We start from the raw sequence: 22,233 nt of genomic DNA, 5'->3' as shown, positions 1-22,233 counted from the left end.
GTATTCGAATTAATTTTAGGGATATTTCAAAGAATTAATTTATTTGGGATAAAAACTTGGTCAATATTTGAATTCATTGCAGCAAATACTGCCTCTTATTATGTTGATTTTAATAGTGATAGAGTTTTCGGCACTATTGGAAATCCAGTTTGGTTTAATTTTGTTATGTATGGAGTGTGTAAATTGCTACATATTAATACAAAGAAAACCATTTGGATGATTTTTGGATTCTCTTTTATTATACTTGGCTTTTCAAGAAATATCGCTTTATTTGCAATTTTATTTGAAGTATTGGCAGTGTTTTTTCCAATTAAATCATTAAAGCAATTAATAGATAACGTTCGAAAGTTTCTATTTATTAGTATACCTCTGTTGACAATAGGAGTACTTGTTATTCTGAGTAATGAATATACTAGCAGAATTATTATGAGTATATTCAATAGCCCGAATTCCGATTATAGTGTATCTTATCGAATTTCAATGGTAAATTGGCTAATTGAATCTTTAAATAACCCCTTATTTGGGGATATTTGGGATAACAACCTCCCTCAATATATTGATATGGGATATATATTAACAATTAAAAAATTTGGAATAGTTGGAGGTGGTTTGCAATATATTATTTTTTTACTTCCAATAATATTTTATCGTTCCTTTAAAGATATAAATCAAAGAATATCGTATATTTTTATTAGCCTTTTCTGTCTGACATCTGAATTAACTACGGTGGTGGTTCTAAATTCTGTCTTTATTGGACATATTCTACTGTGGGTATTGTTAGTTGAAACAATGCGAATAAACAGAAGTAAGGGTAAGTCAGTTTAATATAAATTCGGGGGTTAAGATGAGGAAAATCTTATATATCGCTTCTACCTTACAGAGATCAGGACCTATCAATGTTCTTTATAATATCGTTAAGTATATAAATAAAGATCAATTCAATTTAGCAATTCTTACACTCTCTCCCGAGAGTGAAGATTCAAGGATTGGTGAATTTATTAAGTTAGGCATAAAGGTTGAACAAATAAAAATGTCTAGAATATCAGGAGTACTTTATGGCGCTATAAAAGTAAAGGCTTTTATTAATAATTACCAACCTGATGTTATTCATACTCATGGCATAAGAGCAGATTTAATCTCAGCAAAATATTTAAAAGGATTTCAACGGTGTTCAACCTCACATAATTATCCATATTATGATTATCCACTAGCATATGGTAAGTTACGTGGGTATATTATGAGTTACTTCCAAATTAATGCTTTTAGGAAAATTGAATTTCCAATCGCTTGTTCACAAACTATAACTAATCTAACAAATACCCATAATTTAGAACTTTATACAATTCAAAATGGTATTGATAATGAGATTTATCGACCAGTTAGAGAAGAAGAAAGGCAAAGACTAAGAACTGAATTGGGACTACCTTTAGAGAAAAAAATATTTATCTCATCAGGAAACCTAATACAACGGAAGGATCCAATAACTGTTATTAAGGGATTTTTAGCAAGTAAAATAATGAGCGATAGTATTCTTATTTTTATTGGTGATGGCCCATTACGAAGCGCTTGTGAGGAGTTAATTAAAGAATATCCTAATATTATAATGATTGGGCATGTGGAAAATGTGTCTGATTTCTTAAAAGTTGCAGATTATATGATTTCTGCCTCTCATGCAGAAGGATTACCCATGGCAGTTCTTGAGGCATTGGCAAGTGGGCTCCCAGTTTGTCTATCTGATATTGAACCTCATAAGGAACTATTATCTTTTAATAGTAAAGCTGGAGTAATATTTTCCGAAGGTTCATCTACTGATTTGGCAGAAAAAATAGATGATCTGGTGAAAATGTCTAATAATGAAATATTATCAAAAAATGCATTGTCGATAATTAACAATCATTTAAGTGCAAAGGTAATGGCCAAAAAATACGAAGATGTATATCGTCAGTTAATCTTATAAATATTGAAAGGACTTATTATAAATGTGTTTTTCAGTGTTGATTTCTGTTTATCAAAAAGAGAATCCTCTTTATCTAGATATTGCCCTAAATAGTATATTAGATCAAACTTTAGTTCCTATCGAGGTTGTCTTAGTAAAAGATGGCCCGCTGACTCAATTATTAAATGAGGTAATAGATAAATATATAGAAATGTACCCTGGTTTATTTAAAATAGTTAGTTTAGATAAGAATGTAGGGCTTGGCAATGCATTGAGTATAGGGCTTACTCATTGTTCTAATGAAATAATCGCTAGAATGGACACAGATGATATCTCGCTTCCATATAGATTTGAAAGGCAAATTGAAGCGATGAAGAAGGATTCAACAATATCAGTGTTGGGCTCTTGGATAGCTGAATTTGATAATGATCCGGATGAAATTAGTTCAATTAGGGCTGTTCCAATAGATTATGAAGAAATAAAGAAAAAGGCAAAGTATAGAAACCCATTAAACCATATGTCTGTTGTCTTTAGGAAAAGTGCGGTAATTTCTGTAGGGAACTACCAGCCATTTTTATGGAACGAGGATTATTTCTTATGGGTCAGGTTATTAGTTAATGACTTTAAAATAACAAATATTGAAGATGTTTTGCTAAAAGTAAGAACTGGAGAATCTATGTATAGTCGGCGTGGGGGATTTAAATACTTATTAAGTGAGATTAAGCTTCAAAAGGTTTTTTTAGATTTAAAGTTCACTAATGTATTTGATTTTGGAAGGAATTTATTCATAAGAAGTGGAGTTAGGTTTCTGCCCAATAAATTAAGGGCTATTGTTTATAAAAAGATATTAAGGGACTCACCAGCGAAATGAATTTTACAATAAACGATTACAGCCATGCAAAAGTGACAGATCTGCCTGTATTTGTCAATATTAATTTGAGCCAGCGTGATCACTTCAAAAGTGAGCCACTTCATTCTGAGCTATTTCCATATTTGGGGGAAGACTTGGAGTTTAGGGTATCTTGCCCCGAGGGGCGGTGTTTGTCAAGATAGTTGTCGCATTTTCCTTGTTTACTAGTGTATTTAATTTAAAGATACCTACCGCGCTTCGCTTGCTGGCCTTCTCCAAATAGAACAGAATTTTATTCTATTCTATTTGGAGAAGGGTAAAGGGGATTCAAGCATATCTGTAGATAATCTATTGGGATCCATTTTCTAATGATTCTTTCATTGGATTTAATGCTACTGAATCATGTGGACTCCAGTCCCTTGTTGATCTCGTCCAACGTTCAGGCCGTTTTTGTTTCGCTTGCTCATAGACTTCTTTTCGCTTATTGAGAACCTCTGCATAGGCGCCAGTATGACACTGTTCTGGCGTCACAAAATTAGTGCCACTGTGCAAATGGACACAGTTATACCAATGTACAAATTTCAGTGCCCATTCCCGTGCTGCATCGAGAGTTCCAAAACCTTTGTACAGGTATTCCGGTCTATATTTTAGTGTCCGAAACATTGCTTTAGAATAGGGATTATCATTGCTTACTCTTGGTCTAGAATATGAGCTTTGGATCCCTAATTTTTCGAGTAATACTTGAAAGGTCGCTGCTTTCTTCGGACTACCATTATCAGAATGGAGGACCAACGGTCTACCCTGAATCTTCTCATTAACAATTGTCTTCTTCACCAATTCTTCTGCGTATTTTGCTTCTTCCGTTTCCCAAATCTCCCATCCTACTATTTTCCTACTAAATAAATCGAGAATTAAATAGAGTCGATAAAATATGCCTTTCACCGGCCCTTTTAACCACGTAATATCCCATGTCCAAACCTGGTTTGGAGCTTTGGCTAAATGGCTTTCTGGTAATCTACTTTCTGGTCTTTTACTTCTTCCTCGATGATTTTGCATATTTTGCTCACGAAGCACCCTATAAAAACTAGATTCTGAAGCAATATAAATGCTTTGGTCCGCTAATTTCGGTACAATTTGCGTCGGTGGTAAATTCGCAAATTCCTCCTTTTTTACAACCTCCAGAATTTCCATCTTTTCCTCTTCCGTCAGCTTATTTTTGGGTTCCGGTCTTGGCGCAATAGGACGCTGATCTTCTTTGACTCCACCTTCGGAAACCCAGCGTTCATACGTGCGTACACTAATGTTCAGTTCCTTGCACGCAAGGGCTAAGCGCGCACCATTTTGGTTAGCTTCTTGGATGAGTTCTACTGCTAGTGCGCGATCTGACGGGCTTATCATTCGTCCTCTTGGTCCCCCCAGATCGCTTGGGCCTTTTTTCTAAGAAGTAATAAGGCCGCAGCTTCTGCCAATGCTTTCTCCTTTTTACGCAAGTCTTTTTCTAATGATTTAGCTCGTTTTTTCTCCTCTTTTAATTCTTGATTTAGCTGTTTCTTTTGATTTGATTCCGCACCATTTGCGCTAAGTGTAAACGATAAACTAGAATCAACAGTTTTCCACAAATAAGGATAAACAGATTTCGACAAATAAGAATCAACAGTTTACCTTAATTAACCCTACTTTCTATATACTTTAATTAGTCTATTGAAAGTGAGGAATAAACGGGAGTGGAAAAACTGATGGTATACAACGAGATTCATAGGCTTTCGCAGCGAGGGGTTTTCAAATAGCGCGATAGCTAGAAAGTTGAAGATATCTAGAAATAGGGTGATAGAATACGGGAGAATGAGTCCAGAAGAGTTTTACTCGTTTGCAATCTCAATACAAAGCAGAAGTAAAAAGCTAGATCCCTTTCGGGAGGAAATCCTTGGATGGTTAAAGGATCATCCTGATCCTTCTGGAGCACAAGTATTGGACTGGTTGGGTGAGAAATTGAACGTTAGCTCTGTTACAGAAGGAACTGTACGAAATTATGTTAACGAGATACGAGAAGCTTATCATATCCCTAAAGTGATATTACAAAGAGAATATAGTACAGTACCCGATCTTCCAATGGGGCAACAGCTTCAAGTGGATTTTGGTCAAATTAGGGTCCCTACAACGAATGGAGTGTTCAAGCGGCTCTACTTTATTGGATTCGTACTCGCTCATTCCAGATACAAATATGTAGAATGGCTCGACCGACCATTTCAATCATCAGATCTTATTAGAATGCATGAAACAGCCTTCCGTTTTTAAGGGGGAATGTCTAATGAAATCGCCTACGACCAAGACCGTCTTCTGGCAGTTAGCGAAAATGCAGGAGACCTAATTATGACAGCGGAATTCACTAAGTACCAACAGACAAGAAAGTTTAAGGTCTATCTATGTAGGAAATCTGATCCAGAGTCGAAGGGGAAAATAGAGCAGGTAGTGAAGTATGTAAAGAATAATTTTGCGAAGAACCGTACCTTCGATAATCTAGTAGATTGGCAGGAATCTTGTTTAAATTGGTTAAAGAGAACGGGGAATTATAAAGTACATCATAATACAAAAAAAAGACCTATGGAGGTGTTCGCCCTGGAAAAGCCACACCTACATCCGGTCTCCGGTACTTACATTTTTGAAGATATCTTCGATTCTAGTATATCAAGAACCATAACCAAAGACAATGTTATCCGGTGGGATGGAAATCGATACAGTGTACCTCGCGGTACCTATCGAAAAGGAGCGCCAAACATTGCTTATGTAGACGCAAATACTGAGTATCTATACATACGCCTACAGAAAAACGGAGAGCCTTTAGCAAAACATAAAATTGCAAAAGGAAGTGGTGAAGTCATTTCAGACCCTTCCCATCGGCAACGAGAACAATCTAAACGTGACCTATTAATACAGCAAATTAAAGAAATGTTAAACGATAAAGAAGCTGCAAATTGGCTAATAGAAACTCTATCAAACGAATATCCACGTCATTTGATAGATCAACTTAAAGTTGTCCAATCCGTCATTCTGAAATATCCAGCTTTCATTGACAAGACACTTAATGAAATGAGACGTTTACGGCTGACAAGTGCAAATGATTTTAGGGATATTGCCATCTCATTAGAAATACAGGGCCGAAAGAAACATATAGAAACGGGAACCCTGAATGAGAAATATAAAGCCTTAATTGCCCCTGAACGTAGAGAGGATATTTATTTAAGTGTCCTTCAGGGAGGAGTAAACAGATGAGCCAACCTTACGAATCACTACAGGAGAAATGTCGAACCTTACGTCTAGCAGAGACAGCATAGGAGTTACCACTCTTCTTAGAGAAGCAGAAGCAAAGGGTTGGACCTATCATGAGTTCATCCAGGAGTTTCTTAGCCATGAAATGCGTTGTAGGGAAAAGAAAAACATTGAAAGACTAACGAAGTGGGCAGAGTTTCCAGAAACTTTGACATTTGAGAATTTCCGTCTTGAAGAACAGACGGCGATTGGTGAAAAACAACTGAATATATTGAAACAACTATCATGGGTTGATGAGTTTTTTACGCTAATTATGATGGGACAGACCGGTGTCGGCAAGACTCATCTATCAACTGCCCTGGGTATTCACGCTATTGAGCGTGGATACCAGGTTTCTTTTATATCAATGGATCGTTTGATTTATGTATTGAAATCAAGAGAGTATATAAGTAAATCCAAGACGAGGTACAACCGTATCACCCAATCCGATTTGATTATCATAGATGATGTCATGTATATGGCATATGAACCGCAAGATGCCCATTTATTCTTCCAGTTTATTTATGAGATGTATGATAAAGCTGCATTTATACTTACATCTAATAAAGGACCAGGAGAATGGGGGAAATTCCTTGGAGATACGACACTTACGACAGCAATATTGGATCGTCTCCTTCATCGTTGTGAAATTTTGACGTTCAGTGAGGAACAGAACAGCATCAGAATGAAATATAGAAAATTATTATTTAATCATCAAGGTGTTGAATCTTAATTGATGAAAACTGTTTAAACTTATTTATTAAAAACTGTTGATTTCTACTTGACGGTTACAGCTAGGAGTGAACTTTAACTTTTTTGCCAGTTTATTATGCTCGAAAGAGCGGTAAACGCTGCCCTGATCACTATGAATCAGAACGCCCTCTAATGACTTTAACTTTCTTCTTTTTTGAGCAGCTTCAATAGTAGCTTTAATAAGCTCCTGATTTGGACTGGAGCTAACTTGTAAGGTAAGCAATTCTCGGTTAAATAAATCCATTAATGCTGAAATATAATACTTCTTGCCCTCCACCAAAACCTCAGTCATATCTGTCACCCATTTTTGATTTGGATGAGCCGCTTCGAAGTCCCTATTTAGGAGGTTTTCATAGACATAACCAACAGCCCTTGCCCTTGTCTTCTTTTGTAGTCTTTGGACGTCGTACGGTTGCTCTGATAGTTGCTTCTCTCATGATGCGGGCTACTTTTTTATGGTTAACAAGTGTTCCTTTAGAAGATATATATTTTGCAATTCCTTTGGCACCATAGGTTCCCTTGTGAAAAGAATATGCCCTTTTTATCTTGGTTAGTAACTCATGGTCTTTAGAAGATATTTGTGTTTTGGGTCTTTTGAGATAAGCATAATAACCACTTTTAGAGGCTCCTAATACCTTACATAGAAGGCTGACTGAGTAATCCTTTCTCAAGTACGAAATAGCTTCAAATTTCTTACTTATTCGTTCTCTTTGAGAAAGGTCTCGAACTTTTTTAATATCTCATTCTCCAATTCTATTTCTTTTAGTTTTTCTCTAATTCTCTAACTTTTTGACTACTATTTTTGGATTGAGGGGCACTATGGGCGTTAGGATTTTCAAGGCCGTTTTGTCCTCTTTCTTTATATGCAATAACCCAACGATTAACTGTATCACGGTGAAAATCTAGACCGTCCGCAACTTCCTTAACTGATTTCTTTCCATCTAATACCTAAAGTACAGCTCCTAGCTTAACTTCGACACTTGTATGTTTTCTTGCCACTCTAGTTTTCCCCCTTAAAATGTAGATATGTCGTGTTTTTATCTATACTATATGTCCATTATAAGGGGGTCAACCAACTGTCACATCCCGAAACTTGTCGAAGATTGATAGGTGTTTTATTAACTATATAAATAAATATCCTTCCATTGATTTCGATGAAAGGATATTTATTGGATGTACTAATAATCTTCCTCTAACTGTGTAATTATTTTATTGAGTTCATTTATACGCTGAGAATATCGAATTTGTCTGCTCTCTACAAAACTAGACTGAATACCAATTTCCCTGACCTTATCAATCCAAACCAAAATATCATCACGAGAATAGCCTTTGTCAAGTAGGGAGTAAAAGATATAGGCGATTTCGTTATTGATGTTGGTGTTGAAGACGATGGGGTCATCTGTATTGATTGAAACCATTAAACCGTTATCTACAGTTGAACTCGGCTGCAGGCCCCGTTGGTTAAGGGTGGCAATATGATGTTCAAAGATATTTTCAATTTCTCCTATTGTAGTGTTGGAAGTTGGATTAGCCTCAATCACGATTCCTTCGCGACTTACCACTTCTCTTACGACTTTTTGTATTTGTTCAATAATGGATATGTCCTTTTGGCTCACTTCCACTTCTATTGGTTCGTTCATGGAATGGAGGTAACATTTGCAGTGTTGGGCATATGTAAGGCGTTCTTCATTCCAAGTGTTGGTGCTTTTAACATATGGACAATAGATTTGGCTTGTATCTTTGTCATCTTGCCTTACATCCATGGTTTGACTAAATTCAAAGGTTTTAAACTTTTTTCGATATGCCTTCCAAAGATTATAAACCGTAATACCTGTCATATCTTTATAGATTTGTTCGGCATGCGATAGGATTTCCTGTTCCAAGTATGTTGCATCGATCTTGACGCCATATCCGTCTTTATAGACTCCCCATACCCAAAGTAAGTTCTCCAGGTGTTCTATTCTAGGCAAGATGACTACGCGGTTTCGAGTTTGCCAGTTTTTTGGGTTGATTCCTAAGGAGATACCATGCCCTATTCGATCTCCAGCATGGAATTGGAAATGTTCTATCACCTCGTGGACTCTTCTGATTCCGGTCAGTAGATGACGAAAGTCTTCCCCAGCATGATAGGTTAGACCAAGGTTACGAATCCGCTGGCCTTTTGCACCTTTGTACAATAATTTATGGGTTGTACTGTTTCGCGCTTCTTTAAATACGGGAGCGAATACCCATGGTTCTACTGCAAGTTCGGATCCGGCAGCATCGATCCCAACTATAAAATCAGATAGTCCAGGGATGGACTCCCGCAATTCCCGAACAGCCGCCATTTCGGTTCGGTAATCCTCTTGCCGCTGCCTGAAGTAGAGTTTGGCATTGTCAAGAGACGGGGTTTGCCCTGAAGAATCACTCCCGAGGAATGGATTGTATTCCAGCCAGCACTTTTCTATTCCGTTTTCATCTTCTTTTTTAATAAAGTGAAAAACAATGCCTAAATTAGGAATGGAGCGCTTCTCACTGTTAATATCACCTATAATGTCTCTGTAATAGGAAAGAATCTCTTTGACCCTGCTAGCTAGCTTCTTTTTCACAGTTTCCTTGCTATCTCCGACATTTCCACCCGTGGTCATACGTAATTCTACTTTTTGTAAAAAAGGATTCTGTAATTGGTGATGAATAATTAATCCCTTGTCCGCATGTTCCGTGGCCCGTGCACAATAGGGAATAAAGTTATCTAGGCCCCGAATTTGATTTGCCTGAATATAGATCTGAAACGTTTCATTCTTCGTTCGAAGATATTGCCAAAAGATCTGTGCAAAGTAATTGTCCGATGGAACAGTGATCATATATCGAAGACACTTAAATAGAAAGAGATTTTCGACTGTGTTGTATTGCCCGTAGGCATCTAGTAAAGTGTGGATGATATCAGCCTGTGCTGCGGAACGTCTCCAATCACTTTCACTTCCTAGTTTTACAGCAACAAGTTGATAACGCAATTGTAGGTCTTGATAGATTCCCTCAAAGTCAAGGCTTTTTCCATGTAATTCTTTTCCTTTATAAATATGTTCTAAAAAGAGTGGAATCGGTAGTTGATCTTCCAATTCCTGATTTTGATAAAAATGATATAGTCCTTGTCCGCTAGTTGCATTCTGTTCAAAAAACTTTAAGTAATTGGCAAGGAGAATCCGGACAATGACCATCGCACGAATATATGGCTGCAGTTCAAAGTCCTTGCTGATCACTTGGTCATAAAATTCGTTGGTTGCTTTCGAATCGTAACTATTATTTATGGGGGACATCATTCCAAGCCAGTTCATACCAAAATTGCCCCCGGCATTTAAGTGCATATGGGTTTCTGCAACCCCGCGGCTTAACACCTGCTCTAACTGTGTATCCGCCAAATGGACATTGGTATGATATCCTTTTAGGTACACTTCATCTGTCATTCCATTTCTTAAAAGATAGAGAATGACTAATATTTCAGTGGTAAACATACGATCCATAGAGTTCCACATCGCCACTTTATTCAAGCCGCTATATGGACCGAGGAGCGCATCTTCATCTTCACTTTTCCAGTATTTCAAAGAGATCTTCCCATTACGATGGGTTAAGAAAATATGGCTTATTTGCGACAAATATTCCAAATAGTAATGGGATACATTTTCCCCTTTAAAGCTTGTCCGATAAAGCTTTTCTTGTGGGAAGTACTTTTTAATTAATAATTTCACTTCATCTAAATTGTAGATTCTATTTGTCCGATTGAAAATGGGATAAACCTGTTGCAGCAATTCTTTTTCAAAGAAATCATGGTATTGGACAGTATTGCTACTCTTGGCAAGCTCGGCAATTAAGTCCCGCTTGTAAAAAGAAAAATCAGTAAACGGCAGCAAAAGGCTTTTGATACGTAAGTCCATTTTTTCACGAAGCATTTTCTTTGCCACCTCAATGATTCAATTTTTGAATGATATAACCCTCAAATCGAGAAAGTGAAGTCCGTTTATTTCCATACTTTTCTCGAAGTTTATCCTTAATGTCACGGAAGTATTTAAGTTCATCATTTTCAATTATTTTTTGATTTTGTACCCATGATTTTAGATGGATATAAAAGGAGGCATAGTCTATTAATAGGGCAGCCAAGCTTCCCCACCTAATTTCATCACTTGGCTTTTCTTCTTTATCCGCTTTTTCTTGTAAAATGCTACTTTGCAAGTGGCGAAATCTTTCAAGAAAATTCTCCTCAAAGATACTAGGACGTCTGGAAATTTCACGCTCAACTACTGCGACTATTTGTTGAACGATATCACGAAATATATCGATGTCATAGTTATGTTCGCGTAGTTGGTAGATGGCCTTAGTAAATCTATCACTAATCATGGCTGTTGGTGACAGATCCCGAAGTTGATAGAGCAGCATAAAATGCTCTTCGGAGAATGGTCTCTTGAGGGAGAGTAACTTTCCTTCCTCAATCAGTTCATCAAAAATAAGGATGATTTTTTCAAAAAGTGACTTATGATTTCTCTTATTCTCTCTATTTTTTAACTCACTTGCTATCCTTAATGTGATCATGTCTTCCCAAAGTTCTTTATATCGGTCAATATCATTATCTTTAGGACCATCATCAGTAATAGATCTCTCCAAACTCCACATTTCGCTATCTATTTCGTCAAATATGAGTTCCAACTTTTCTGAGTTATGCAATTGATATCTTTCTGATCGTTTCTCTATGTGACGTATTAGCTCGCTTTCTATTTCTTCTGGATTTTCAGATGTATGATAAAGAAAAGATCGGAGCTCTTTCGGGACTATATCCTTGGATAAGAAGTTATGTGCTAAAAGTTCATCTATATTTGCCTCGATTAATTCTGTGAAGCTCCGGCCTTGTTCAAATAAAAAGTTAATATGCTGTGTAACCCACTCGGGATCCTGTTCAAAAGTTTTACTAAAAAAGTTCATTAGATCTAATTTTCTATCCTCAAGTGTTTTATAGTATTTTACTTCAAAATAAAGGGATGGTTTGGAGCTAGTAAATAAATCCTTTAAATTATGAAATGAAATAGACTCAGATAATTTTTGGTAAATATTAATTAACGCACGATCGTGTTTCAAATTTGGGTAAATTCTTGCTGTCATGTTCTTTCCACTATGGGGTTTATTCAAAATGTTTACAAGTACGCCTGTTTTGTTTACCACCTGAAAAGGTTGCAATTTTGCTCTTTTGCATAGTATTTCAAAGAAATCAGCAAAGAGATAGAGTGTAATCATATCTTCATAGAATTCTTCTTCTGCGATATCTTCCTGCTCTTGGATCCTATTATACATTTCGTAGAGATTACTAATGTATTTATAATCTATTCTTGTAGCTTGGGCCCCAAGACCAATCTGTACGGCCTTCTCAAGGTCGTGCCTGTATTCTCGTAACCGCAGAGAAGAGTTCACAAGAACATTAAAGAATTGCACTAAATCAGTTTTATCCCAAATAGGATCCCTCTGCTGACTTTTCTGATATAGAAAGTAAAACGGATTAATCAAGCCACGGGGATTTTCATCAAAGATTCTGTAATAGGGGATAATAATCCCATCTTTGACTGTTCCCCCATTTTGAAAGGAAATCTCTGCTATTAATTCCTTAAGGATAATATCCTGAACTGAATTCTTTTCTTCAAGTTCTATTTGATAGGAAAAATTGGCTTTGTCTTCATTCCCCATTTTCTTCATTTCGAAACGGAAGGAAGGAGGTAATACCTTCTTAAGATAATCCTGACTTCGAATTTTCCGTTGATTTAATGCCGTATTGATTTGTTCACTACTTCTTCCCGTTAGTAAAGAAGATTTATCGGAAGGGGTGAAGATTTTATCATAAAGTCTTCCCTCAATCTTTTCTTTTCTCATGAATTCAATCGTCATCGCCTCGGAAAACACATTGTAGTCACCGGATACGAAAATTACAATATTCGGATGAGAGAAAAATTTTCGGATGGTCTCTAATGCTTCTGGACATCGTTCGGCGCTAATATCGACATCATCAAAGAAGACCATAATAAGTGGTTCTGTTCCTTCCTTAGGGTTGGTCTGTTTTTTTGTTTCAATTAGTTGATGAATAAAATCCCTGAAGTCTTTACCAAATCTCTGATCTGTATGTACATAGGCTTCGTTTTCTTTTATGTATTCTGCCTTACCAACATTTTTGCCTTGAATAATCTCATAATATTGATCTTTCCGCGTTATATAGCTTTTCAATAAACGATTATACCTGTCCTTTAATGGGCTTCTTTCTTTATGTAAACATTGGTCATATTGGTTATTGGCATGGGAATTAAATCGGGCCGATTTGTATTTGTCATCAATTTTATCTACCTCATGCCCTAAATAGCCAAGAAACCAACCCAATGTGTCGTTGGCATCACTCATATCTTCCGGCACAATTAACGGTAAAATAATGTCGATTTCTTTGTTTTTAGGATCTTCGTAATGTTCCTTCCTAAAGGTAAGCATGACAGAAGTCTTGCCGGATCCACGACTACCTAGAATAGAAATGGTGTTATCGACGCTATAGTGCTCACGGTATCCGTTCTGTTTATTACTAAAATTGGAATCATTCGTCCTAATTATGGATTCACGGATTTTTTTTGCTTCACTGCGGAAAAGTTCAATTTGATGTGCAATTCTCTTATAACCAGGAAGGAGTTGTTCAGCTTGTTCAGGCTTCAGCTCCCTAACCCCTATTGTTACTGGTAATACAGTCTTTTGGTTCACCATGAAAACGCTCCTTACTTGATATGTACGCATTTGGAATCATAGCTCTATTTTACCATTTTAATGAAAAGCGAAAACAATTCTTTTTGCTTCGTAATGAAAAGGTTTGAAGATTTGGGGTGCAGTTCATAGGAAGAAAAGGGGGTGGGTCAAACAAAACAAAACAAAACAAAACACCGACAACTACCACCCTGATGGTTGCAGTTTTAGCAATCAGTGTTACTAGAAATTTCGGGGTCAGACCCCCGTTCAACTCTTGTCGCCGTGTCCCATTGTTCATAGGAGTTTGAGCTTCTTATGGTAAGAAAAAGGATTTTGCTTTATTTTTCTAGAATGTATTTCTTATTAATTGGAAAGCAGGGAGAAAGAGATGAACAACTTTAAAGCATACGGTACATTCTATAAAAGTAATGATTACATTTGCAGAAAAGCAGCATTTCTTCAATTTGGAATATCATGTTCCTCAATAGGTTCAACAATTATGCTGAATCCTGGTAAAGCAAGCTTTATAGATCAATCGATCATCATTGATGAAAGTGAAAAAACCGGGGAGGTGTTACCGGATAAAACTATGAAAAGGTTGGCAGAAATCTTGCAAAATTCCAAAACATTGCCTCTCGAAGGACGCTTTCATATTTATAATCTATTTCCCCTTCAAAATACATCCTCTAAAGATGCAGTAAGGCAGAAGGACTTGTTAATGAAATCATTTGAAACCAACCAAAATATTATCCAGCATTTCCAGGAAGAAAACCATCCGTGGGTGTTACTTGCATGGAGTACCGAAGAGGGTTTAGCACTTCAACAATTAAAAAGTCAATGGATAGCAGCTATTCATGAATCCAATGTTAAAGTATTTGGCTTAAAAGCTAATGGCAGACTGATGTACTATCACCCATACCCAAGGATTCCAGCACACAGGGAGAACTATTTTCAACAAATTGTCCAACAACTGCAAATGGACGAGGGAATCGTAATCTAATCAATCTTTTAGAAAAGGAGCTTTTTTAATCCCGATGCTTATTACCGTGCTACTGTCACGCCTCGAAATTTGTCGAAGATTGACAGGAGTAATACAAAATATGTGTGAAGTGTTTAAAAGAATTATAGAAAAAAGGCTATCTTAGTTTTTTCCCAAGACAGCCTTTTCTGCTTATTATACAATTTTTCAAAAATAAATTACTAGAAGTTTGCTGAAATGATTTCGCTCATTCTTTGTTGATCAAGTACTAGTTGTGAATTTTTTGCCTTTAAGATATCATCATAAAGTTTTTGACCTGTACCAGGTAATTGTTGATACGTAAATTGTTTATCAGGATTAAAATTCTTTGCTGTTAGACCAAGACTTAACATATCTGATGTTGACATATTGGTGGCAATCACAAAATCATCAATTGATTTAATTAACGAAGGCAACTTGGTCACATTACTTGGGCTTAAGGCCTTCTTTGCAATACCTTTTAATGCTTCCTCTTGCAATCTTTGACGACCGAACTCGCCATTAGCTAAAGAGTAACGTTCATGGACAACCTCTGTCACCATTTTTCCATCAAAAGTATGTGTCCCAGTGCTGATTACTTTATCCTTGTTTTCAGCATACCAAGGATGGGTTAATTTCACATCAAATGGTACATTCATCTCAATACTGCCAACCGCGTCCACCATTGCTTGAAAGCCACTGTAATTGGTTTCAACATAGTAATTAATTGGAACACCAGTTAACTCACTAACCGCGGTAACAGCGGCCTCAACACCCTTTTGGGCACCTTTTGTAGCTTGCATGATATATTGAACGCTTGTTAACTTTGTATACCCATAACCGTCTAAATGAACACGCATATCACGAGGAATACTAATGGCGTTATATTTGTGCCTATTTAAATCAACATGAACCAGCATCATAGAATCAGAGTGGCCAATATTTTGACCCTTTCTTTCATCAGACCCAATTAATAGTAAGTTAAAGACTGGCTCTTTTATTTCAACCTTTTCATTCGTTTGTTTTGTATCAGCCTTTTTCCCCGAACTAACTACGGGAACGGTATTAAAGTGATTTTTCGGCTGTAATTGATAGTATTCATAGCCAAGGAACCCAACCACTAATACGATGACTCCTAAAAGACTAATCTACGTTTCTTCTTCTTTTTTTCCATTTTATCCTCCATTACTGAGTATAGAACTCTGTCGATTCCTAGTTTTAAACAAGTAGATTAATTTTACTATTTTTGGATGGGTGATTCAATATGAATCTATTAGGATAATCGTACATTACCTTCTTTTTTATTTGAATAGTTTATTAGACTTGTAATTATCTTTATAAATAGGGTAATGGTACTATTTATTAATAGTAATTATTGGTATAATATACATATATAGTTCGTACGAAAGGGCAAAACCATTGAAAGATGGCGACGCAAAACTATAGGGGCTAAGGTTATAAGGACTAAGCCAGCCAGATACCGAATATGATCACCTTCCTACGAATTATGACTAAAAAATGGGAGGGTACACTTTGTTTATTTTTATTAGTGGCTTAGTTATTGGTTCGACTGCTATGGTTTTCATTATGAGTTTAATGATGGCAGCAAAAAAAGGTGACAAGCAAACAGAGGCTTTTTATCAGGAAAAGGCATTTTAGCGATAAATGATATTAACCTTTTAAAGTATTACGAACATTGAAGGTGTAAACATAACCTTTGTTGATTTTGCTCTTTTTGGCTGAGCTACTATATGAATGATTACTCGTGTCATACATTAATTTTTGTCAAAGATTGATAGAAGAGTACGACCAATAAAAAATACAACTCATGAGATGCTATTAACTACCTAATGACAAGAAATGCACCAGTAAATGACAAACTATTTTCCACTATGCCTTCTGAATAATTAGTGAGCACACCTTCGGTTGTGTCATTTTTATTCAGGAGGTATTTTTGTATGATTCTTTATCAAAAGGCATCATCCTTAAAGAGACATTGCATCAAGGTGCTGGTTCACTCTCGTTGAGTAGTGCAGACAGAATGAGCTGGCTGTGCAATCAGGGAGAGGCGGAATAAAATGGCCATTTCTTGTGGATAACCGCTACACAACCATGCATTTAGAGGAAAAACTGACCGGATCGAGAGGGAAGTGAAGAAAATATGATGAGGCTTGAGACAGCCGGCGAAAACAAAGCAAAGCATGGTTACCATGTTGCTTGTACTCCAAAGGGAAGGGAAGCAGTTAAAGCATGTTTAGCTTCCATAAAGCGGGAAGAGGATTGAAAAAAGGAAAGTTAGGCATAAGTAACGATGTTCGTGTATGTTTTTTATGTAATAATGATTTTGTGAAATGCAAATTTACAAAATCATACATAGTGAAAGTGGGGATTATAATGGCGACAGGATCACATACAGTAGAAATCCCTGTAGAGGTGCAAGCAGTTTGGGATTATGTCAGTGATCTTGAAAAATGGGCAACGTCAGTTCCGGCCTATAAAGAACATGAAATCATAAATGCCAAACAATCCATTTGGACGTTTGAGGGTAGTGTGAAAAATATGAAAAAAACTATCCAGGCACAGGTAGACATTACCGAATGGAATGAGCCATCAACTATTAAGTTTGAACTAACAGGTTTATCAGATAATTTTACCGGAAGCGGTCACTTTGCTGCAGAAAATGTTAATGGTAAAACAGTAATGACGTGTACGGTGGACGTCCGTGCTGGTGGAATAACGGGTACGGTGTTAACACCCGTTATTAAATGGGCTGTTCCAAAAGTAGCTTCCCGTTTAACAGAATCTATCGCACGTAAAATTGCAGTATTCTCCTAGGTTCTACAATAAGAGAGGCCGGGTTCAAGATGAACCCGGCCTCTTTCTAGATTTAAGCAAGTTCGTAATCTGTTACATTTCGTTCAATTACTCTGGCACCTTTCGCCGCAACCATCTTGCCGCTAGCTGTTGTAAACACTTCAGATGTAATAATCTGAGCCATGGACAGTTTTACAACCTCTTCATCAATTGGCTCTTTCGGATTATCGACTGAAATACGGGCAGTCTTGCCAAGTTCAGTGCCGAATTCTAACTCTAATGTCTTTGCCATCTTTTTCACCTCCTAGCGTTAAATTTTTCAATAGATAGAGTACTAGCCAATGATTTCAGAGCTGTCATTGCGCTCCACTTTGTTTAGCTTGTCAGTGCATAAAACAGCGATTGCCTGAGCAGCCTGTGATAATTGCTCCGCAGTGGCTGCCTTTGTGACGTTGTTAAATGTTTTTGCTTTTAGGATTGGTTTGCCTTCGTCATCAATGCCTGCTTCAAACACCAGGCGAAGCTTCGTTCCTTCTAATAATGCTTGTGCCATTGTCCCTCACCACCTTTCGCTTTTTATATAGATAAAAGGCGGCAGAAAGGACAGGGGAGGTTTAAATATTTCTGTAGATTAAAAGGAAGTAGATATGATCATGGGTAATGGGCCATCGGTTCATCTAGATTTGAAGTTAATCTTACGCTCTCTTCAATTTCACTGACAAATTCTGAAACGTTCATTTTAAATGCTTGGGATAATTTAATGATTGTTTCAAAACTTGGTTCACTGATGTTCCGTTCACATTTACTTATTGTGATTTGACTTAATGAGCTGCGTTCAGCTAACTCTGCCTGTGAGATCTTATGGATTAATCTATTTCTCTTTATAACTGCTCCTATCAGAATCTTATGGTGCATAAGGAAATTCCCCCTTTTAACGTCTATTTGATAATAAAAAAGTCCTCCTTAACACATACTAAATTTTCCGATTTTCCTTATTCGAAAATGGAAGAAAGATTGATCCCTTTGCTTCTTTTAGAGTGAAAGGTGAGGAAGCCATCCTTCTGTAAATAGCGCCATCTTTAAAGGTATTTTTCTATTTCCTGCACCAATTCAGATGCCGTCATCCCAAGACCGGCTGCAAGTAAAAAGATGGTTCTGAGCATAGGCTGTTTCACATTCCTTTCAATACTACTAATGTGTGGGCGATTGATATGGCAGCGACAGGATAATTCCAGCTGTGTAAAGTTTTTATCCTTTCTTAAATTTTTTAATTCTGTTCCGATATAGGGCAAATGGTGATTTTCCAAACTACATCTCCTCACTGAGCCGTTCTATGTATGGTGATTTATTGAACTGCATATTGTCCCCTGTATGTATCCACGATTCTACGCTAACGAACCAAAGTTGTATTTCCCATCTTTCGACTTGGAGAAAGGGTTCCTTTGTTTCAGATTAATAATGGAGTTTGTTGGATTTGGATGGTTCCCTCTTTCAGTTGAAGTTCGCTTCAATTGAAAGGCACGCTGTAGTTTTGTGTTAAAACAGCCTAGTTTCGAATCAATTAAAATGGAAACGCCATTGCTAAGCTCAACTTCTGTTTTGTACCCTCTACTTTTTGCTGTGATAATATGGTCGGGATTAAACCAGACGCAATCTTCCTTCTTGGGGGACATATTTGGAAATAAGCAAATCTCCTTGTAGGGATTGACCAAGACTGGTCGCATATATTTTTCCCCGACAATCGCTTTGGCCCCTTCAAGGGCGCCCTTCAAATCGAAGCCAATATATTTTAAAGTATCATCCAGTAATTGAACGGGTGTCCGATCTACGAGAAGGGTATCCTTTCCAATCATGACCCGTGCACAAAACCTTCCCTGGTTGTCATATTCACCTGTCATTAAAATCACGTTCCTATCGACTAAATAAAATGGATCCATACTCATACATTCATCTCCTAGTGATTTTATTAAATAACGTTTAATTTGATTGCCCATTTTTCATGGGGGTATGCTGGGAAAATAGCTGCTATACCCATTACATCATCTTCACCTCTTTGCTACATGTTTCCGATCGGGGCTTAAGGGCTTTACCGATGGATTCAGATATTCTGGTGAATAACATGGAAGCGCTTATCTCTATTACTATTAAATTACAAATAGTTCCTTTTTACTATAAACCGGAGTATACAAAGAACGTCAGAATTTGACAATTTTGTTAACAGTGCTTTCAAGATATGTTCATGGATCGCAAGAATAGTCTCCCATTCCAAAATCGATAGAAAAACGACCAAAAATGCAAAAATCGGCTTCAAAAATCACTTTTGAACGCAAAAACAGGGGTTTTCGTTTAAAGAGTAGCACCAAATGTGATTTTTAGCGATTCGATTTACATTTGATAGCCCGATATCATGGAGAAGCCGGAAACGGAAACAAGTGGTGAAGGGTGGCTTAAAACGATGAATGTAAAATCAGGTAGGATAGAGGGATTTGACCAGTATTCGAAATTTACAAGTTTGAAAGAGTTTAATTATCATATGCAAATGTGGTTACTAGAGCACAAGACTGATTTTTCAAAAGGGGAGCTAGTCGGTTTAAAACGGCTGGTTCGTTTTGCTGCGAAAATTCCTGGCGTATGCAATGCCAAAATCGGCACGGTGTTAAAGGCGATTCATGACGAATACCATGACAACGGGATTTCCCGCTCCACCTTTAAACGGATGATCGGCAAAGCAAAAGGATTAGGCATTTTCACTGTTTATGAAACGGAACGGGGCAATGGTTCACAGTCGAGTAATCTCTATGTGTTTAATCGTTTTCCCGTAAGTGAACCACCCAAGCAAGAAACATTGAACCCCCTGAAAGAAACTACTCATCTTTTAAAAACTGAAAAAGATCAAGAGATAAAAAAACGTAAAGAAGAACCGTCTCCATTAGATCACACCTTTGTGAGTGACCGTGTACCACAAGAATTTGTCCAGTTTGTTAGATGTTTCTTCGATGATGCCAAGTTAATGGAAGACTATTGGCATATGGTTCACATTTTAGCTTTTGACTATAGACTCCAGGAAGAAACAGGTGTCATTGTGGGAATCGCCATTGAATCCTTCCGCCAATTGATTAGAAAACTAAAGTTTACAAAGGTTGTCCGAAAACCGATTGCTTATTTTTATGGGATTTTAAAACAGAAGTTTTATCGGTATTATGATGTGCGGTTAAAAGATATGCATGTGGAAGGTGATAGGGAAGATAGACCACATCTGTATCATGTGAATGGCCAGACCTTTGAGTGGGATTGGCTGCATGGGGGAAGTGTGAGGATGAAGTAGAAGTCCTGTCGTCGTATGCTATTTTTTGTAGGTTACTAGATTTTATAAATTACTATTGAAGATTGTTAGCGAAGATTGACGGCTAATCTCTACATAAGTTTTACTGATGGTGACAGCCACCACTTGTGATAAAGGAGAATGGAGCAATGGGAGAATTCTATTCAAATAAAGGGGTGAAGTGTTACCTAGTTAATTATCATAGTAAAGGAATTATTGTTATGATAATATTCAGAATATAAAGTAAAGTTAGTTGAGAGCGTGATGTCATCTAATTAGGGGTGAAAAAATGGATTTGATGAATATTCAGCCTGTCGTTCAAAGTATTGCGGACGCTATTGCAGCTGTTTTAAAGATTGAGGTTGAAATAGCAAATCATCATTTTATAAGAGTAGCGGGTACCGGGGAACAAAGGGTAAGTGTCCTTCACAAAATGGAGGGGGATTTGGTTTATAAATCTGCCATTCGAACGGGGCAGCCAGTCATCATATCAAATCCTGGGTTTGCTGAGGTGTGTGAAAGATGCCAATTCTTCCAGAATTGCTCCGAGACAGGAGAGATTTGCGCTCCCATTACCTATGAAAACCAGGCAATTGGCGTTATTGGGCTATTGGCTTTTAACGAGGAACAAAGGCATCGGCTTTTTGAAAATACGGAAGGGATTTTGACGTTTTTAGGGAAAATGGCAGACCTACTTTCTAGTAAATTACATTTACACGTTTCCCTTCAGCACCTTACGAGTAATTCAGAAAAAATGGTTAAATTGATGAACTTAGTAAATGAAGGAATCATTGTGCTTGATGATAGAGGTACATTAAATGAAATGAATGTAAAAGCAGAGTCATTATTAGCAGTAGAAAATAAAACGGTACCACAGCATATACAACAGATCCTTCAGGAATTTGTCTGGAATGAAGGGGTTATGAATCAAACCGTTACGTTAGCTACCAGCAGGGGTGAAAGGTCCTTATTTTTAACCAAGCAAAAGTTGTCGACCAACGGGCAGCGAAATATGGAGTATCTGATTAGTCTTCAAGATGTGAATGAAATGCAAAGTTTAGCGGAAATGGCTACGGAAGATCAACGGAAACCATTTGATCAAATTATTGGTGTTAGTTCTCAAATCGAAGAGGTGAAAAATTATGCCTTTAAAGTTTCGCAATCTGATTCGACCATTTTAATTCAGGGTGAGAGCGGTACGGGTAAGGAGGAGTTTGCAAGAGCCATTCACTTTTCTAGCCCAAGGCGGGAGCATCCATTTATTACGGTCAATTGCGGCGCAATCCCGGAAAATTTATTGGAGAGTGAATTATTCGGATATGATAGAGGGGCATTTACTGGTGCAAATAGTAAGGGAAAGCTAGGAAAATTTGAACTGGCACAAAAAGGAACCATCTTTTTAGATGAAATCGGCGAAATGCCTTCGCCTTTACTCTTCGTTCAACTGGTCCATTTGCTGCCTATTTACTAGGGTTGGTATGGGAAAAGGTTACTCCAAAGGCTGGCTTATACTCTATTGTTTT

At 37.2% G+C, this 22,233-nt stretch carries 22 protein-coding genes, 3 pseudogenes and 1 riboswitch; of the genes and pseudogenes, 12 read left to right on the top strand and 13 right to left on the bottom strand.

Going from position 1 to position 22,233, the window contains the following annotated elements; all coding sequences use genetic code 11:
• The 3 genes from G6554_RS11520 to G6554_RS11510 form a co-directional block, all read left to right on the top strand.
• On the top strand, positions 1 to 825 hold an 825-nt coding region (locus tag G6554_RS11520), incomplete at its 5' end, for a hypothetical protein (RefSeq protein WP_166241898.1).
• Positions 826 to 844: 19 nt separating this feature from the next.
• Positions 845 to 1,957, top strand: coding sequence for a glycosyltransferase family 4 protein (locus tag G6554_RS11515; protein WP_166241896.1), 1,113 nt, complete (start codon positions 845 to 847; stop codon positions 1,955 to 1,957).
• Between the two features lie 22 nt (positions 1,958 to 1,979).
• The gene (locus G6554_RS11510; RefSeq protein ID WP_166241894.1) at positions 1,980 to 2,807 is read left to right on the top strand and encodes a glycosyltransferase; all 828 of its coding nucleotides are present in this window, start codon (positions 1,980 to 1,982) and stop codon (positions 2,805 to 2,807) included.
• Between the two features lie 327 nt (positions 2,808 to 3,134).
• On the opposite strand, the gene G6554_RS11505 is transcribed toward G6554_RS11510, so the two are convergent.
• Together G6554_RS11505 and G6554_RS11500 are read right to left on the bottom strand one after the other, a co-directional pair.
• Positions 3,135 to 4,184, bottom strand: a complete 1,050-nt coding sequence (locus G6554_RS11505) for an IS3 family transposase (RefSeq protein WP_166241892.1) — start codon at positions 4,182 to 4,184, stop codon at positions 3,135 to 3,137.
• Entirely contained in the window at positions 4,181 to 4,429 is a 249-nt protein-coding gene (locus G6554_RS11500; protein ID WP_166241755.1) for a transposase, read from the bottom strand. Before G6554_RS11500 ends, G6554_RS11505 begins: the two co-directional genes overlap by 4 nt.
• Positions 4,430 to 4,628: 199 nt before the next feature.
• Here G6554_RS11500 and G6554_RS25735 point away from each other — a divergent pair, with 199 nt between their 5' ends.
• From G6554_RS25735 to istB, 3 genes and pseudogenes are all read left to right on the top strand, one after another.
• Positions 4,629 to 5,081, top strand: a complete 453-nt coding sequence (locus G6554_RS25735; protein WP_242637767.1) for a hypothetical protein — start codon at positions 4,629 to 4,631, stop codon at positions 5,079 to 5,081.
• Positions 5,082 to 5,087: 6 nt separating this feature from the next.
• Positions 5,088 to 6,056 carry a hypothetical protein gene (locus G6554_RS25730; RefSeq protein ID WP_242637766.1) on the top strand — a complete coding sequence of 323 codons (969 nt, stop codon included), beginning with the start codon at positions 5,088 to 5,090 and terminating at the stop codon, positions 6,054 to 6,056.
• Positions 6,053 to 6,825: pseudogene (gene istB / locus G6554_RS11490) on the top strand (IS21-like element helper ATPase IstB). Before G6554_RS25730 ends, istB begins: the two are co-directional and overlap by 4 nt.
• Positions 6,826 to 6,852: 27 nt before the next feature.
• Here the strand turns inward: istB and G6554_RS11485 are convergent.
• The 5 genes and pseudogenes from G6554_RS11485 to G6554_RS11470 form a co-directional block, all read right to left on the bottom strand.
• A pseudogene (locus tag G6554_RS11485) lies at positions 6,853 to 7,155 on the bottom strand (DDE-type integrase/transposase/recombinase); the annotation flags it as partial.
• Between the two features lie 40 nt (positions 7,156 to 7,195).
• Positions 7,196 to 7,516: an IS3 family transposase gene (locus G6554_RS26345; RefSeq protein ID WP_166241887.1), complete on the bottom strand. Its 321-nt coding sequence runs from the start codon at positions 7,514 to 7,516 to the stop codon at positions 7,196 to 7,198.
• Positions 7,517 to 7,607: 91 nt separating this feature from the next.
• A pseudogene (locus tag G6554_RS26340) lies at positions 7,608 to 7,763 on the bottom strand (hypothetical protein); the annotation flags it as partial.
• Positions 7,764 to 8,023: 260 nt separating this feature from the next.
• A complete protein-coding gene (locus tag G6554_RS11475; RefSeq protein ID WP_166241885.1) occupies positions 8,024 to 10,771 on the bottom strand; it encodes an amidohydrolase family protein in 2,748 nt (915 codons plus the stop codon).
• A 13-nt stretch (positions 10,772 to 10,784) separates the two neighbouring features.
• A complete protein-coding gene (locus G6554_RS11470; RefSeq protein WP_166241883.1) occupies positions 10,785 to 13,598 on the bottom strand; it encodes a hypothetical protein in 2,814 nt (937 codons plus the stop codon).
• Positions 13,599 to 13,965: 367 nt separating this feature from the next.
• Between G6554_RS11470 and G6554_RS11465 the strand changes: the two genes are divergently transcribed.
• Complete coding sequence (locus G6554_RS11465) at positions 13,966 to 14,577, top strand: DUF1643 domain-containing protein (protein ID WP_166241881.1); 612 nt, start codon at positions 13,966 to 13,968, stop codon at positions 14,575 to 14,577.
• Positions 14,578 to 14,777: 200 nt separating this feature from the next.
• On the opposite strand, the gene G6554_RS11460 is transcribed toward G6554_RS11465, so the two are convergent.
• Positions 14,778 to 15,695, bottom strand: coding sequence for an LCP family protein (locus G6554_RS11460; RefSeq protein WP_347564296.1), 918 nt, complete (start codon positions 15,693 to 15,695; stop codon positions 14,778 to 14,780).
• Positions 15,696 to 15,973: 278 nt separating this feature from the next.
• Positions 15,974 to 16,059: riboswitch (cyclic di-GMP riboswitch) on the top strand.
• A gap of 48 nt (positions 16,060 to 16,107) precedes the next feature.
• Here G6554_RS11460 and G6554_RS26020 point away from each other — a divergent pair.
• The 3 genes from G6554_RS26020 to G6554_RS11455 all read left to right on the top strand — a co-directional run bounded on the left by G6554_RS26020 (position 16,108) and on the right by G6554_RS11455 (position 17,409).
• Positions 16,108 to 16,233 carry a hypothetical protein gene (locus G6554_RS26020; RefSeq protein WP_278187249.1) on the top strand — a complete coding sequence of 42 codons (126 nt, stop codon included), beginning with the start codon at positions 16,108 to 16,110 and terminating at the stop codon, positions 16,231 to 16,233.
• 502 nt (positions 16,234 to 16,735) lie between these two features.
• The gene (locus tag G6554_RS26015) at positions 16,736 to 16,858 is read left to right on the top strand and encodes a hypothetical protein (RefSeq protein WP_278187248.1); all 123 of its coding nucleotides are present in this window, start codon (positions 16,736 to 16,738) and stop codon (positions 16,856 to 16,858) included.
• Between the two features lie 110 nt (positions 16,859 to 16,968).
• Positions 16,969 to 17,409 carry an SRPBCC family protein gene (locus G6554_RS11455; protein ID WP_166241879.1) on the top strand — a complete coding sequence of 147 codons (441 nt, stop codon included), beginning with the start codon at positions 16,969 to 16,971 and terminating at the stop codon, positions 17,407 to 17,409.
• 52 nt (positions 17,410 to 17,461) lie between these two features.
• Here the strand turns inward: G6554_RS11455 and G6554_RS11450 are convergent, their stop codons facing one another.
• The 5 genes from G6554_RS11450 to G6554_RS11430 all read right to left on the bottom strand — a co-directional run bounded on the left by G6554_RS11450 (position 17,462) and on the right by G6554_RS11430 (position 19,331).
• A complete protein-coding gene (locus G6554_RS11450; RefSeq protein WP_166241876.1) occupies positions 17,462 to 17,680 on the bottom strand; it encodes a DUF2922 domain-containing protein in 219 nt (72 codons plus the stop codon).
• Positions 17,681 to 17,722: 42 nt separating this feature from the next.
• On the bottom strand, positions 17,723 to 17,941 hold the full coding sequence (locus G6554_RS11445) for a DUF1659 domain-containing protein (RefSeq protein ID WP_166241874.1): 219 nt from the start codon (positions 17,939 to 17,941) through the stop codon (positions 17,723 to 17,725).
• A gap of 98 nt (positions 17,942 to 18,039) precedes the next feature.
• Positions 18,040 to 18,303 carry a helix-turn-helix domain-containing protein gene (locus G6554_RS11440; RefSeq protein WP_166241872.1) on the bottom strand — a complete coding sequence of 88 codons (264 nt, stop codon included), beginning with the start codon at positions 18,301 to 18,303 and terminating at the stop codon, positions 18,040 to 18,042.
• A 164-nt stretch (positions 18,304 to 18,467) separates the two neighbouring features.
• Positions 18,468 to 18,695 (bottom strand): helix-turn-helix domain-containing protein, encoded by a 228-nt coding sequence (locus tag G6554_RS11435; protein WP_166241871.1) that lies wholly within the window; start codon positions 18,693 to 18,695, stop codon positions 18,468 to 18,470.
• Between the two features lie 78 nt (positions 18,696 to 18,773).
• Positions 18,774 to 19,331: a competence protein ComK gene (locus tag G6554_RS11430; protein WP_166241869.1), complete on the bottom strand. Its 558-nt coding sequence runs from the start codon at positions 19,329 to 19,331 to the stop codon at positions 18,774 to 18,776.
• 512 nt (positions 19,332 to 19,843) lie between these two features.
• Here G6554_RS11430 and G6554_RS11425 point away from each other — a divergent pair.
• Positions 19,844 to 20,713, top strand: coding sequence for a hypothetical protein (locus G6554_RS11425; RefSeq protein ID WP_166241867.1), 870 nt, complete (start codon positions 19,844 to 19,846; stop codon positions 20,711 to 20,713).
• A gap of 286 nt (positions 20,714 to 20,999) precedes the next feature.
• On the top strand, positions 21,000 to 22,181 hold the full coding sequence (locus G6554_RS26010) for a sigma 54-interacting transcriptional regulator (protein WP_278187247.1): 1,182 nt from the start codon (positions 21,000 to 21,002) through the stop codon (positions 22,179 to 22,181).
• Positions 22,182 to 22,233 lie beyond the last annotated feature (52 nt).

Origin of the sequence: Bacillus sp. MM2020_4 (assembly GCF_011250555.1) — a bacterium.
Classification (GTDB): Bacteria; Bacillota; Bacilli; order Bacillales; family Cytobacillaceae; genus Neobacillus.
Note: the sequence above shows the minus strand (reverse complement) of the source record. Positions and strands in the feature narration are given on the sequence as shown.